This window comes from Mucilaginibacter lacusdianchii (assembly GCF_009770985.1).
GTDB classification, from domain to species: domain Bacteria; phylum Bacteroidota; class Bacteroidia; order Sphingobacteriales; family Sphingobacteriaceae; genus Mucilaginibacter; species Mucilaginibacter lacusdianchii.
In genome coordinates, this window is the sequence record NZ_WSRW01000002.1 from 431,814 (window position 1) to 443,738 (window position 11,925).

Genomic DNA, 11,925 nt, shown 5'->3' on the forward strand with positions numbered 1-11,925 from the left:
CTGCAAACATTACTTTATGAACAACACCCCGCAACTCCGAACCGTTAACGTGATGCGCTACGTAACGCCGCTGCGCGAGGGCGGCTCTTTGCCAGCCATTGCCGAGGCGGACGATGAATTCTTATATGTTCTTAAATTCCGTGGCGCAGGTCAGGGTGTTAAGGCACTTATTGCAGAACTGATTGGCGGCGAAATAGCGCGCACCTTGGGCTTTCGAATACCCGAACTGGTATTTGCCAACTTAGATACCGCCTTCGGTCGCTCCGAACCGGATGAAGAAATTCAAGACTTATTGAAAGCCAGCGTAGGGTTAAACTTAGCGTTGCATTATCTTTCTGGTGCAATTACATTCGATCCGGTACTGACCACCTTGGATGCCAAATTAGCCTCTCAAATTGTATGGCTAGATTGCCTGCTTACTAATGTAGACCGCACACCCCGCAATACCAATATGCTGATGTGGCACAAAGAACTATGGCTGATTGACCATGGCGCAGCTTTATATTTTCATCACTCCTGGCACAATTGGGAAGAACAGGCTCAGCGGCCATTTACGCTCATTAAAGACCATGTACTGTTACCTTTAGCTTCGGAGCTGGAAAATGTAGATACGGAATTCCGTTCTATTTTAACTTCCGAACGTATACGGGCCGTTGTAAACTTAGTTCCGGATGAATGGCTGAGCGACGGTTCAACGGAAGAAACCGCCGCCGAACGCCGAGAAGTATACGCACGTTTTTTGGAGTTACGTGTAGCCTCATCCGAAATATTTGTTAAAGAAGCACAAAATGCAAGAGCCGCACTTATTTGAGTATGCCGTTGTACGCGTTGTACCCAGGGTAGAGCGCGAGGAGTTTATAAATGTTGGGGTAATACTGTATTGTCCTAAGCAAAAGTTTTTGCAATGTGTATTCAATCTAGAAGAAAGCCGTATTCAGGCGTTGTCTAAAACATTGGATATGGAGGATCTGAAAGGCAACATACAGTCGTTTGAGAAGATTTGTCGCGGTGGCAAAGCTGGCGGCCCTATCGGGCAGTTAGATGCCGCATCGCGTTTCAGGTGGCTCACTGCAACCCGCAGTACCGTAGTACAGGCATCTAAAGTACACCCTGGCTTATGTAAAGGCGAAGCTTTGGAAACCTTAAACAAATTACATGCGCAACTGGTACTTTAATTAAAACGCTTATTGAATGAAGCTTACCAAATCATCGCCACTACAAAAATTACTGGATACCCTGCCACAGCAAGGCACCGTACAGTGGATAGGTATTCGCCCGCAACGCAAAGCGCCATTAACATCGTTGCAAACGGTGGAAGCGTTAACTTTAAAAGGTTTATCCGGCGATCATTTTTCCGGTTCGGCTACCAGCAAAAGGCAGATTACCCTCATCCAGCAAGAGCATATTAACACGGTGACTTCAATTATGCAGCTGCCTGTAATGCCAGATATGTTGCGCCGCAATATTGTGGTAAAAGGTATCAATCTACTAGCTTTAAAAGACAAAACATTTTGGGTGGGTAATGCCCTGCTGGAATACACTGGCGAATGTCACCCTTGTTCGCGTATGGAAGAAAACCTGGGCGCTGGCGGCTACAATGCCATGCGTGGACATGGTGGTATCACAGCAAGAATATTACAAGGTGGGATAATTAACATTGGAGATTCAGTTAAAATAAACGAAGCATGATGCCTTTATGAGGCTCATAGTCTTTTAACTTGATATTTAAACCGTAAACGTTTGCTTAACAAATTTTTACGGTTTAAATATCCTTAACACCTTAACAATATTTTTGGTGCTCACATAAACTTAGCCATTTCGTGGTGTTCCACCATTTGCTCGCCATAGCGTTTCACTTCGGCATTCTGGGCTTTTTCACCTGCCAGCTTTCCAGTAGCAATTTCTTCCATGTTGGCTAAAGTAGCATTAGTAATAAAATCTGTTGTGGCCGCATTGGGCTTTCATGAAGTTGATTGCGCGAAAAATGCCTAACATGCTATAGCACACATCACCGTCAAATAAGCGATTATTTTTTCATAAATCCTGATATTAATTGTTAGCTAAACAACATCAATAATTAGCCTTATTTTTTAAGAAAGAAATATATACTGATTAAACTTCAAGCTTGGTTACGAGCTTGCTTTAATATTGCTACATCAATTTTCGTCATTTGCATCATGGCTGCCATTACGCGCTGTGCTTTTTGAGGATCTTTATCTTGCAGCAATTCATTCATTTCATCGGGTATAATTTGCCATGATAAGCCGAATTTATCTTTCAGCCAACCACATCGACCGGGTGCTCCACCCTCCGATAAGTTATCCCAGTAATAATCTACTTCTTCCTGCGTTTGGCAACGCACTACAAAAGATACCGCCTCGGTGAATTTGAAATGTGGTCCGCCATTTAAAGCTGTAAATGTTTGACCATTCAAGTCGAAGCTGGCCGTCATAACCGTTCCGGCTGGCCCCGGCCCACCTTGGCCATAGCGTACCATAGAGTTGATTTTAGAATTTTTGAAAACGGAAGTATAAAAGTTTACAGCCTCTTCGGCATTGTCATTAAACCATAAAAACGGGGTAATCTTTTGCATGATGATTAATTTAGTTTACAGTATATCAATTGGTTTACACACAAACATACAACATAACCAGCTTGTGGCAAGGGTAAAAAAGCGACAATAATCGGGCACCTTGCGACAATCACATATTTCCTATACAGCAACTACTTTCCCGTCAGTTAAAACAGGATTTCCATCATGGTGTTAACTACCTGATGAATGAAAACAGTGATAGCGCATTCTTTTCAGGTACAAGTAATATAGTACTGCCCGTAGCCAACAAACTTGCATTTCCGTCCGAGTTTCAGCACAGAAGCAGGTTAGCATATTATGGCTCTTTGTTTAATAGTGTAGAAATTAACAGCACCTTTTACAAGTTGCCAATGGCATCAACTGTTGCCAAATGGGCTGTTGAAGTGACCGATAGTTTTAGGTTTACCTTTAAGCTATGGCAGGATATAACTCATAACAACGGCCTTAATTTTAATGCTACCGATGTGCACCGTTTTATGCATACAATTAGCTACGCTGGTGTTAAAAAAGGCTGCTTGCTGGTTCAGCTTCCACCTAGCACTACTTTAAACCGGCCACAGCTACAACATTTATTAACTGAAATAAAACAGGCAGATACTACGGGCGAATGGCCGATAGCAGTAGAGTTCAGGCACAAATCATGGTATCAGCCCGAAGTTTATGACATGCTTGACGATTACAACATGGCCATGGTGATACATGATTTACCCGCCTCGGCAGCACCATTACGCATAGGCGAAGCTAATTTCATATATCTGCGTTTTCATGGCCCTAACGGTGGTTACCGCGGCAGCTATACCGAAGATTTTTTGTATGAATACGCGCAGTATATCAACGAGTGGATGCAAGACGGCAAAACGGTGTACGCCTACTTCAACAACACGATGGGCGAAGCAGTCAAAAATCTTATGACCTTAAACAAGTTTGTAAAAGAAAAAATCTGATTCAGGCTTGTTGATTCATTAATTGCTGGAAGCAATCGATATACTGCCCAACGTGCAAACCGTCTACCAAGCCGTGATGCACATGAATAGACAGCGGCATCAATTTTAAACCATTCTGCTCGGTCATCTTACCGAATGAAATCATCGGCTCGCTGCTTCGAGCAGCATACATGCGGGCATGTGATAATGAAGTAAAATTAATCCAAGGCAATGCAGAAAATCGAACGAAGTCAGTTCTGTCTGATAAAACCAGCCCGGTTGAGCTTTGTACCAGTTCAGTTTGTTTTTGGGCTTCATCCATAAAAGCTTGCAGCGTTGGATGAAAATCAAAATAACCAAACCCAAAAGTACCATCAGCACGCCCAACGGTGGTGCTGGCATTGATGGTTTCGTATATGTAAACATTCCCGTTCTCAATGCGGTACTTAAACGGCTCTATTTGCTGAACTGCGGCTAACGACTGGTATAAATAGTAGAGGTAAAAAGACAAGCTATTGCTTTTGGCAAACCGGTATGCTGCAGTACAATCAATATTAACGCACACACTATGAAATGGCTCTTCAAATTGGCTAAAAAGTTCGTAATGCGCCTTGCGGTTCCAGGTATCTATATTAAGTTGCTGTTTCATGATCACGGATAATATACAAAAGCTTTTACAGGGTGCAATGATAGCTATATCTGCTTAAATTAGCACACAGAAGTTAAGCGCCCTATATGATGTTTATTTTATCCAAGCTACTGTTGTTCCTGCTGTTTCCTATTACCTGGGTACTGGTTTTGTTAGTAAGTGCATTACTCGTTAAAAATACAAAACGTAAACGGTGGCTACTTTTAAGTTGCCTGATAGTATTTTACCTGTTTTCTATCCCGGCGCTTTTAAAAGTATACGCTGAATCTTGGAGATACCCGGCTACCTCAACTGTTAAAAGCCCCACCTACAGCTGTGCCATTGTGCTAGGCGGCTTTTCATCTGAAAAGTATGACGGCGGGGCTTATTTTAATTGGGCAGCCGACCGCTTCATCCAAGCCATTAAGCTTAAAGCTAGCGGACAGGCATCACACATTTTGATCACGAGCGGCAATGCCAGCATAAAGCCTGACGCTTTTAAAGAAGCCGACTGGGTAAACACACAACTGAAAGAAATGAACATTCCGGACAGTTGCATATTAATTGAAAATCGTTCAAGAAACACCATTGAAAATGCATTGTATACAAAACAACTATTAGCTAAAACACACTTGCAGCCCCCCTACTTATTGGTTACCTCCGATTTTCATATGCGCCGCAGCATGCTCATTTTTCAAAAAACTGGGGTCAACGTGGTGCCTTATCCTTGTAATTATTCAACTACCGTAAGTAAATTCAATTGGGGCAATTTTTTGCCTAGTTCTGTTACATTTAGTGAATGGGATTTGTATACTAAAGAGTTGGTAGGTTATATAGTTGCTACCTTGCATAAATACTAATAAGTTTATACTTGCCATAAAAAAGGCTATATCATTTAGATATAGCCTTTTTTATGGCAAGTAATATAATTTTCAACTTAGTGCCCTGCATCGGCATTGGCTTTCGCAATAGCTAAATCGCCAACTTTGTGACCTGTAACCAGTCCCTCCTGGCAATCAGACCGGTAATGGATACCACCATACATACGAGAGTTAGATGCTTCGGTTGCTTTACTATCAAACTCTGATGCATATTCTGGCAAAATGAAACCTAATACACGGGCAGCAGCACCACTGAAGCTGGAGTGCCCTGATATATAAGCCGGAAAATTAGGTACTCCAGTAAGCGTTTTAATGCTTGGATCTAACTGACACGGACGTGCATTAAAATAATAGTACTTAGTGTTCCAGCACATAATAGCGGCATCCATCATACTGGCATTCAACAACGCCAAATTACGAGCCCATCTAATTTCACTATATTGCTTTTCCACAAATTTTTCGCTGGCTATGGCATTCCAGTGGCCGGGGGGCGTATAAGTGCCTACGCCATCAGCCCAAAAGTTTACAATGCGCATAGTTTCTTTTGTAGGCTTATTGGTGTAACTTGATATTTCATCTAATTCTTTACGCATTTGAGTAGAACCGGCAGATGGCGGCGGACCAGGCCGCAAGGACGCTACATCATCAGCATTAAACAACAACGGTTTTACATTACCAAAACCCGGCAGCATTGGCGGGCGTTTAGGCGTTTCCAGTGATATCCAGGGCGTTTCGCCTTTGGCTATGCAATCTGACTCCAGCTTTGCCCACATAGCGGCATCGCCTACTGATTTTCCCATATTATCGGTTTTAGCACGTTGTATAATTTTTCGCGCTACCCATCGGCCTAATGAATCGCCGGCTGTAAGTTCGCTTTCTACATTGGCGCCACTCCACAGGCGATAGCTTTTTTCTTGAGCAGCCATTTTATTGATGTAATCCACATCAGCCGGAAAAAGCAGTTTCATTATTTCAAGCGAAGCACCCGATACCACAGCATCTTCTGACGGGTAAGACGGCAATTCACTTTTAGGCACAGATACATTAATGGAAGCATCTGCTTTATAAGGCGCCGGGGTGTTATACTGATTTTTAAACTTCCAGGCCATTATCAATGCATCATACTGAGCAACGCTTACATAGGCATACGCGCGGGCGGCATATGGTGGATTGGAAAAAGGGAACACGGGATATGAAAACGGGTTGGCAGCATTGGGTATCGGATAAGTACCATCATCGTTTTGGTAAGGCGGCAGGTTATGCTTGGCTACGAGTTCGCGCATAATTTCATTCCAACGCAAAATGCTTCCTGCCTTCCAGTAATCGATGATTTTTTTCTGATCATCGGATAAATTAGTGCTGGCCTGTTTTAGTGCCTTTAGCTCATTTAAATATGCCGTTGATGATACGCTGTTGGGGGCTGGCAATGGAAAATCGGCCACATTGGTAGCTATAAAAGGCTTCCATTCTGATGCACTTAAATCAATATTTGCCGGATTTAATGCTGGTAAATCATCAGTACGTTCATTAACATCTTTATTACAAGATGTTGTAAAACTTAATGCTAATGCTGAAATGCTTAACCAAGTAAAAACTTTCTTCATAGCTTATCTTCCAATAGTATGTTTAGACAATTTAAATGCATAATCTATTCCCGCCATAAAACCGGTAGACTCCCCTACATTACGCCCGCTTAATGTACGCCATGCATTGGCATGAAAGCCCAAAGCAGTATTGCGGGGAACGTAATATTTGGCTTCTAACCCGGCCTTGGTACTGTTCATCCGGTTGCTTACAAAGGGCATATCGTTTCTACGGATATCAAAGCCGCCAAAGGTGGTCATGTTTTCCATAAAGGCCTGTGCAATTAGGGTTCTGGAACGATAGCCGGCCATCAGTAAAAAATTACCGGCATTGGGCATATATACTTCGCTGGAATTAATTTGGCGGGTGGTATAGTAAGCTTCCCGATCAAGCCTTACATTACCGCGCAACATATAAGCACCGGATAAGGTGGCAAACAATTTGTTCCGCTGATAGTCGGCCGTTAACCTGCCGCTCAATACCTTACTACCCAAACCAACACACATAGGCATAAAATCAATATTATAATTATTGCTGGGGGTTGAATAGCCGCCTACTGCAAACACTGAAAATTTTCGATTGCCCCACACAGAGGCTACAGGCTTCCATTTTACAAACAGGTTAATATCCTGAAAACCGTTTAATCCTTGTAAAGTACCTTTGCTGGCATTAACTGATATATAGGGTATTGCCGCCAATAAATTCAAATTATTGGTAATTCCATAATTAAGCATCAGTGTAGCCGATTGGGTAGATAAAGCGCCTATATTATCATTATTGCGCTTTAATGTGCCTTCCCAGTAATTTGTCCAGCTGCTATAACCATAACTAAGGGCTACGCACAAATTATTTTTAGGCATCATCAATGCATCCTGTTCGGTTTGCGCCTGTGCCGGGTACATCACACCGCAAAGCAGCAGCAAAACAGCATTGCTTAACAGCCATTTGTAATACATTTTCATTGTATAAGAACAGGTTATAAATTGGTTAGTATTTGATTACAACATAAGCCTTTCTTAATATGGAAAAGCTGTTTTAGTAACTCCAATAAATAATTGAAGCTTTATATTATGCCTCGGTAATGCTGGTTAAACACTAACAGAGGTGCTAAATACATTGTATCAGATCAGAAAACATGTAGCCGCAAATCGATAAAAATCAAAATTTGAAGTTCAGCAAAAGCATATTACCTGAACAGCATGCTTTGTAAAAGAAATGTTACGTCGGCTTGCTTTTACTAATATATTAAGATTTTAGAAATAGCAAAAATATTTTTTCCTGTAAAAACATTATGTGCAAATATTTGTAATTGCACACATCTAAATGCACCTTACCTTAGGTATTCATTGATTTTTATTGGAAAATCTGATCAAGCTACTCATACGCTTCAAACATATTTGCCACAAACTATCAGTAATTAAGATATAAGTTTCTTGTGCAACCAGCGCCTAACCGGCTCGTCATACAATTTAAGGCAAGCATATGCCAGTACTACAGAAGATATAATAGTAAGAGCAGCCCACGGAAAAGCAGTCTGAAAACTCATGCCTCTATTACGGCTAACCCAAGCTGTGTAAGTATAAATAATAGGATAATGGGTAATATAAATGGGATAAGAAATGTCACCTAAGAATTTGCATAGCTTGGAAGAAAACTTACCTTCTACCTGTCCGCTTGCACCTAGATAAACAATGAACGGAAATGCAATGATGATAACTAACGACTCGTACAAACCATTAGCCCATAAATGATCGGCACCTCCTATTCTGGGCATCACTAGGGTAGCCAACAGCAGCAAACTGCACCATAAAAACGCATTGCTAATATGCGACACTTTTACAGTGCGCGATAGCAACAAACCGCCAAAAAACGGGAACATCAAACGGGTAAAGCCTATACGTAACTGCTCGGCGTTTAAAGACCATCCACCTATCACATCACCAGTTTTACCGGTTACCGTATAATGAATAAGGGCCGCACCTGATATAGCCACCAAGATTGTTAATGCCGTTTTAGAAAACTTGCGCACAAAAAGTGCATACATGATATTGGCCAGGTATTCAAAAAACAGTGACCATCCTGGTCCGTTTAACGGGTGCATTTCCTGCCAGCCCCTGATGTCGGCCGATATAGGCAGCGGAATTAAAGTAAATCCTACCAGCATTACCAGCAGCATTTGCCATACCGGCACTTGATGAATGCCAGGAAAAGCCGGTCCATCCTGAAAATAAAATAAAGCAGCGCCAACAATCATCCCCATTACCACCATAGGCTGTAACCGGGCCAAGCGACGTTTAAAAAAGCCACCTAGTGTAAGCTTTTGCCACCGATCATCATAAGCGTAACCAATCACAAAGCCCGATAGTAAAAAAAAGAAATCAACCGCCAAATAACCATGATTCACAATTTGATTCAGACGACTGGTGGCATGAGCTTCAAAAGTGTGAAAGATAACAACGGTAAGCGCTGCCACGCCCCGCAATCCATCTAATATTGGGTAATGCGGCTTAGAGGCCGGTTGAGTATAAGACGACATGATAATTGGTTAGCTAGGTTAACGCTGCAATATATCAAATATACTTAGAATTTAAACTAGCATTTCATTTACGCCTTTGATGCCTGAGTTATGATAAATTGAGCAACCTGCTCTTGCTCGGTTACTGATAAATCATCACCATCATAAATCCAGTATCCATTCAAGTCAAATAATATCCGTCCTAAATAATCAGGACCATTCTGAAAAGCGGTATAAAGTTCATAACACTGACCACTTGCTTTTTCTGTTGCCGGAACAACATGTATAATCTCGCCCGGACCGCCATTACGCTTTAACCATGCTTTAGCTGCTCTGGTCAGGTAGTTCTTAATCATCATACTGATGTGGAAAAGTTTTTTCAAAGATAAACAAAATGCTAATATTTTTAGTATTAGTTTTGTGAACCCTAACTGTAAATGTCATGATCCGATTGAATTTAGCTTCTCGATTCTTATGTATATTATCCGCCTTTTCTTTTGCTGATGCAGGTTTTCGTAACCAGTTTAATCATACTATCCGGTTTAGCCCTATAAATCTCGAGCTATGAATAATGCAAAAGCAGAAATAATAAGCAGGCTAAAAACTGACATTTTAAAGTGGCAGGGCTTTGTACCGCCTGTTGCTGATGAAGCAAAAGGTATTGGTTTAGGCCCGTTAGAAGCTTCTTTTCCTAATGGCGTATTTCCTGTTGGGGCGATTCATGAAATGCTTTGCCCTACTGCCGAGCAAGCTGCTGCTACCGGCGGTTTTTTAACAGGCATCCTGTCTGCCATGATGATGAAAGGCGGTGCTTGTTTGTGGATTGGCACCAACCGGAAAATTTTTCCACCCTCGCTTAATTACTTTGAAACAGCTGCCGACAGGCTGATTTTTGTAGACGTAAACCATGAAAAGGATGTGCTTTGGGCAACAGAAGAAGCTCTTAAATGCGAGGGACTGGCCGCTGTTGTAGCCGAAGTACGGGAGATAAGTTTTGCACAATCCCGAAGATTACAGCTGGCTGTCGAGTCTAGCCGGGTGACGGGTTTTATTTTGCGTAATGATTTGCGTAAGCTTACCAGTACCGTTTGTGTAGCCCGCTGGCAGGTTAAACCACTACCCAGCAAAACAGAAGATGAACTGCCCGGCGTTGGCTTTCCGCGCTGGCAGGTTGAATTGCTGCGTGTAAAAAACGGCAACCCAGGCACATGGCAGTTAGAATGGTTTGAAGGCCGGTTTATGCCTGTTGATGAACAATTCAACACTATTCCATCACACGAACGAAAGGCAGGTTAACGATGCAAAAGCGATTTGTTTCTTTATGGTTTAGGCACTTGCTAACCGACTGGCTTACCCAGCAACGGCCCGAACTGGAGGGCATTCCGGTTGGATTAACCGTAATGGAGCGGAACCGGATTATACTTACCGCCATCAATAACGTAGCACAAAACGAAGGTATAAGCGTGGGCATGACCGCTGCCGACGCCAAAGCGATCATCCCCGATTTGAAAGTACTTGACGCGGTGCCCGGGCAGGCCGAAAAAATATTGCAGGCCGCCGGCAAATGGTGCATCCGCTACTCGCCCGCTGTTGCCGTTGATTTGCCCGACGGATTGTTGATGGAAGTTACCGGGTGTACGCATTTATGGGGCGGAGAACATACTTATCTTCAAAATTTGTTAACTGCCCTGCGGCAAAAAGGCTACCGCGTACGCGGCGCCCTAGCCGGCACAACAGGCACAGCCTGGGCCATAGCCCGATATGGCAAACAAGCCTCAGTTATTACATCGGGGGATCATATTAAGGCACTATACCCGTTGCCTCCGGCTGCCCTACGGTTAGAGCCGGTAACATTGGAGCGGCTGCATAAGCTGGGCTTTCACACCGTACAAAAACTACTAAGCTTACCTAAACCGGCTTTATGGCGGCGCTTTGGCGAGCATCTTCTTTTGCGTATAGACCAGGCGACCGGCTTAAAAGATGAACCTTTACAGATATTACATCCGCCCGAACCTTATCAGGTAAGATTGCCTTTTCTGGAACCTATCCGAACGCGACTGGCTATCGAAAAAGCCATACTGCAATTATTGGCCGATTTATGTCAACGCCTGCAAAAAGAAGGCAAAGGCTTAAGAGGTGCTATACTAAAAGGTTATCGTGTGGATGGTAAAAGCATTCAGATAAGTATTGGCACCAACAAACCTACTGCAAAGGTGGCTAATATATTTAAGTTGCTTGAGTTGAAAATTTCAACAATAGAGCCGGCCCTTGGCATTGAACTGTTTATACTGGAAGCGCCTAAAGTAGAAGATTGTTCGCCCGAGCAAGAACGCTTGTGGAAGCCGGATAGCTGTGGACTGGAAGACACCGGGGTAGCCGAATTGTTAGACCGGCTTACCAACAAATTCGGGTCAAACGCCATTAATCGTTACCTGCCACAAGAACGCTACTGGCCAGAACACGCCATACGGCCAGCTCAGTCGCTGGACGAGAAGCCAGCCACTATCTGGCAAACCGGCAAGCCTAGACCGATGCTTTTATTACCTAAACCAGAACGCATTGAAGTGATGGCCTTGCTGCCCGATAATCCACCTATGCTGTTTATTTACAAGGGCGAACGTCATGTTATTAAAAAAGCTGATGACGCCGAACGCATAGAGCGAGAGTGGTGGCTGGAACCGGGCTTGCATCGCGACTATTATACCGTAGAAGATGAGCAAGGCCGCCGTTACTGGCTATTCCGCTCGGGACACTATGGACAGGAAGAAACGCAATGGTACATTCATGGATTTTTTGCTTAA

The 11,925-nt window shown here is 43.0% G+C and carries 13 protein-coding genes and 1 pseudogene; 7 read left to right on the forward strand and 7 right to left on the reverse strand.

Annotated elements, in window-relative coordinates:
- The first annotated feature begins 16 nt into the window (after positions 1 to 16).
- The 3 genes from GPM24_RS09005 to GPM24_RS09015 are packed head-to-tail and all read left to right on the forward strand — an operon-like array spanning position 17 to position 1,689.
- On the forward strand, positions 17 to 811 hold the full coding sequence (locus tag GPM24_RS09005; RefSeq protein ID WP_158826432.1) for a HipA family kinase: 795 nt from the start codon (positions 17 to 19) through the stop codon (positions 809 to 811).
- Positions 789 to 1,175, forward strand: a complete 387-nt coding sequence (locus GPM24_RS09010; RefSeq protein WP_158826433.1) for a DUF3037 domain-containing protein — start codon at positions 789 to 791, stop codon at positions 1,173 to 1,175. The genes GPM24_RS09005 and GPM24_RS09010 overlap by 23 nt, the downstream gene beginning before the upstream one ends.
- Before the next feature lie 16 nt (positions 1,176 to 1,191).
- Positions 1,192 to 1,689, forward strand: a complete 498-nt coding sequence (locus tag GPM24_RS09015; protein WP_158826434.1) for an MOSC domain-containing protein — start codon at positions 1,192 to 1,194, stop codon at positions 1,687 to 1,689.
- A 110-nt stretch (positions 1,690 to 1,799) separates the two neighbouring features.
- On the opposite strand, the pseudogene GPM24_RS09020 reads toward GPM24_RS09015, so the two are convergent.
- Together GPM24_RS09020 and GPM24_RS09025 are read right to left on the reverse strand one after the other, a co-directional pair.
- Positions 1,800 to 1,943 (reverse strand): annotated as a pseudogene (locus GPM24_RS09020) (DUF4142 domain-containing protein); the annotation flags it as partial.
- Between the two features lie 176 nt (positions 1,944 to 2,119).
- A complete protein-coding gene (locus tag GPM24_RS09025; protein ID WP_158826436.1) occupies positions 2,120 to 2,593 on the reverse strand; it encodes a VOC family protein in 474 nt (157 codons plus the stop codon).
- 182 nt (positions 2,594 to 2,775) lie between these two features.
- On the opposite strand from GPM24_RS09025, the gene GPM24_RS09030 reads away from it, so the two are divergent.
- Positions 2,776 to 3,537, forward strand: coding sequence for a DUF72 domain-containing protein (locus GPM24_RS09030; RefSeq protein WP_158826437.1), 762 nt, complete (start codon positions 2,776 to 2,778; stop codon positions 3,535 to 3,537).
- Position 3,538: 1 nt separating this feature from the next.
- Here the strand turns inward: GPM24_RS09030 and GPM24_RS09035 are convergent, their stop codons facing one another.
- A complete protein-coding gene (locus GPM24_RS09035; protein ID WP_158826438.1) occupies positions 3,539 to 4,165 on the reverse strand; it encodes a chloramphenicol acetyltransferase in 627 nt (208 codons plus the stop codon).
- 86 nt (positions 4,166 to 4,251) lie between these two features.
- Between GPM24_RS09035 and GPM24_RS09040 the strand changes: the two genes are divergently transcribed.
- Entirely contained in the window at positions 4,252 to 5,004 is a 753-nt protein-coding gene (locus GPM24_RS09040; protein ID WP_158826439.1) for a YdcF family protein, read from the forward strand.
- A 77-nt stretch (positions 5,005 to 5,081) separates the two neighbouring features.
- Here GPM24_RS09040 and GPM24_RS09045 read toward each other — a convergent pair whose 3' ends face one another.
- The 4 genes from GPM24_RS09045 to GPM24_RS09060 form a co-directional block, all read right to left on the reverse strand.
- Positions 5,082 to 6,629, reverse strand: coding sequence for a vanadium-dependent haloperoxidase (locus GPM24_RS09045; RefSeq protein WP_158826440.1), 1,548 nt, complete (start codon positions 6,627 to 6,629; stop codon positions 5,082 to 5,084).
- Positions 6,630 to 6,632: 3 nt separating this feature from the next.
- On the reverse strand, positions 6,633 to 7,571 hold the full coding sequence (locus tag GPM24_RS09050) for a hypothetical protein (RefSeq protein ID WP_158826441.1): 939 nt from the start codon (positions 7,569 to 7,571) through the stop codon (positions 6,633 to 6,635).
- 455 nt (positions 7,572 to 8,026) lie between these two features.
- Positions 8,027 to 9,145 carry an acyltransferase family protein gene (locus tag GPM24_RS09055; RefSeq protein ID WP_158826442.1) on the reverse strand — a complete coding sequence of 373 codons (1,119 nt, stop codon included), beginning with the start codon at positions 9,143 to 9,145 and terminating at the stop codon, positions 8,027 to 8,029.
- Positions 9,146 to 9,213: 68 nt separating this feature from the next.
- A complete protein-coding gene (locus GPM24_RS09060; RefSeq protein WP_158826443.1) occupies positions 9,214 to 9,483 on the reverse strand; it encodes a hypothetical protein in 270 nt (89 codons plus the stop codon).
- A 205-nt stretch (positions 9,484 to 9,688) separates the two neighbouring features.
- Between GPM24_RS09060 and GPM24_RS09065 the strand changes: the two genes are divergently transcribed.
- Both GPM24_RS09065 and GPM24_RS09070 read left to right on the forward strand, forming a co-directional pair.
- Positions 9,689 to 10,420 carry an ImuA family protein gene (locus GPM24_RS09065; RefSeq protein ID WP_158826444.1) on the forward strand — a complete coding sequence of 244 codons (732 nt, stop codon included), beginning with the start codon at positions 9,689 to 9,691 and terminating at the stop codon, positions 10,418 to 10,420.
- A gap of 2 nt (positions 10,421 to 10,422) precedes the next feature.
- Positions 10,423 to 11,925, forward strand: coding sequence for a Y-family DNA polymerase (locus GPM24_RS09070; RefSeq protein WP_158826445.1), 1,503 nt, complete (start codon positions 10,423 to 10,425; stop codon positions 11,923 to 11,925).

Coding starts and splice junctions, on each gene's coding strand:
- GPM24_RS09005 (WP_158826432.1), top strand. CDS start 17: ATGAACAACACCCCGCAACTCCGAACCGTTAACGTGATGCGCTACGTA.
- GPM24_RS09030 (WP_158826437.1), top strand. CDS start 2,776: ATGAATGAAAACAGTGATAGCGCATTCTTTTCAGGTACAAGTAATATA.
- GPM24_RS09025 (WP_158826436.1), bottom strand. CDS start 2,593: ATGCAAAAGATTACCCCGTTTTTATGGTTTAATGACAATGCCGAAGAG.
- GPM24_RS09010 (WP_158826433.1), top strand. CDS start 789: ATGCAAGAGCCGCACTTATTTGAGTATGCCGTTGTACGCGTTGTACCC.
- GPM24_RS09045 (WP_158826440.1), bottom strand. CDS start 6,629: ATGAAGAAAGTTTTTACTTGGTTAAGCATTTCAGCATTAGCATTAAGT.
- GPM24_RS09055 (WP_158826442.1), bottom strand. CDS start 9,145: ATGTCGTCTTATACTCAACCGGCCTCTAAGCCGCATTACCCAATATTA.
- GPM24_RS09070 (WP_158826445.1), top strand. CDS start 10,423: ATGCAAAAGCGATTTGTTTCTTTATGGTTTAGGCACTTGCTAACCGAC.
- GPM24_RS09065 (WP_158826444.1), top strand. CDS start 9,689: ATGAATAATGCAAAAGCAGAAATAATAAGCAGGCTAAAAACTGACATT.
- GPM24_RS09040 (WP_158826439.1), top strand. CDS start 4,252: ATGATGTTTATTTTATCCAAGCTACTGTTGTTCCTGCTGTTTCCTATT.
- GPM24_RS09050 (WP_158826441.1), bottom strand. CDS start 7,571: ATGAAAATGTATTACAAATGGCTGTTAAGCAATGCTGTTTTGCTGCTG.
- GPM24_RS09035 (WP_158826438.1), bottom strand. CDS start 4,165: ATGAAACAGCAACTTAATATAGATACCTGGAACCGCAAGGCGCATTAC.
- GPM24_RS09060 (WP_158826443.1), bottom strand. CDS start 9,483: ATGATGATTAAGAACTACCTGACCAGAGCAGCTAAAGCATGGTTAAAG.
- GPM24_RS09015 (WP_158826434.1), top strand. CDS start 1,192: ATGAAGCTTACCAAATCATCGCCACTACAAAAATTACTGGATACCCTG.